Here is a 1,286-nt window from a genome sequence, read left to right as displayed (position 1 = left end):
TGACCCCGGCCTTGCGGGTGAGGTCGCGCACGTCGCGCACCTGGTCGTCGGTCATCAGCGTGACGACCGTGCCGGAGGCACCGGCGCGGGCGGTGCGGCCCGAGCGGTGCGTGTAGGCCTTGTGCTCGACCGGCGGGTCGGCGTGGATGACGAGGGCGACGTCGTCGACGTGGATGCCGCGCGCCGCGATGTCGGTGGCGACCAGGGTGCGGGCCGCGCCGGAGTGGAACGCCTCCATGGTGCGGGTGCGCGCGTTCTGGCTGAGGTTGCCGTGCAGCTCGACCGCGGGGACACCCTGGCCGTTGAGCTGGCGGGCCAGCTTCTTGGCGCGGTGCTTGGTACGGGTGAACACCACGGTGCGGCCGGGGGCGGCGACGAGGTCGAGCAGCACCTGGCCGTGACCGTCGGGCGTCACGTGCAGCACGTGGTGGGCCATGGTCGACACCGGCGACTGCGCGGAGTCGGCCTCGTGGGTGACCGGGTTCGAGAGGTAACGCTTCGCGATGACGCCGATCCCGGCATCCAACGTGGCGGAGAACAGCATCCGCTGCCCGCGCGCGGGGGTGGCGTCGAGCAGGCGGCGCACGGCGGGCAGGAAGCCGAGGTCGGCCATGTGGTCGGCCTCGTCGATGATCGTGACCTCGACGGCATCCAGGGAGACGTGACCCTGGCCGATGAGGTCCTCGAGGCGACCGGGGCAGGCGACGACGATGTCGACACCCTTGCGCAGCGCCGTGACCTGCGGGTTCTGGCCGACGCCACCGAAGACGGTGCGCGAGGTCAGGCCGAGGGGGGCTGCGAGCGGGGTGAGGGCGTCCTCGATCTGGGTCGCGAGCTCGCGGGTCGGGGCCAGGATGAGGGCGCGCGGGCGACGCGACTGGCGCTGCGTCGTGCTGCGCGACAGGCGGGTCAGCAGGGGCAGGACGAACGCCATCGTCTTGCCCGAGCCGGTGCGGCCACGGCCGAGGACGTCGCGACCCGCGAGGGAGTCGGGCAGGGTCGCGGCCTGGATGGGGGTGGGGACGGTGATCTCGCGCTGGGCAAGGATCTCGACGAGGGGGGCGGGCACGCCGAGCGCGCCGAAAGTGGTGCTGGACAAGGTGATTCCTTTGAGTTCAGGGCGGTCGCGCAGCGCTGCGGTCGGCATTGACCATCGGCGGTGTCGACGACACGGGATGTTCTGCCGGGCGGGGCTCTGGGCCGCGGCGCCGAGTCGAGGGCTTGCGGCCCCGACGCGAAGGCATCGACATCAAAGATTGCGGCCCGAGGCAGAAGGCGGGCCAGCA

General features: G+C 72.4%; 1 protein-coding gene. It reads right to left on the bottom strand.

The annotated features are described in order from the left end of the window. On the bottom strand, positions 1-1,099 hold a 1,099-nt coding region (locus PLL68_RS15390), incomplete at its 3' end, for a DEAD/DEAH box helicase (RefSeq protein ID WP_324535598.1). Between the last annotated feature and the right edge of the window lie 187 nt (positions 1,100-1,286).

Origin of the sequence: Ornithinibacter sp. (genome assembly GCF_035443565.1) — a bacterium.
Lineage (GTDB): Bacteria > Actinomycetota > Actinomycetes > Actinomycetales > Dermatophilaceae > Fodinibacter.
This window is presented reverse-complemented; position numbering and strand designations above follow the sequence as displayed.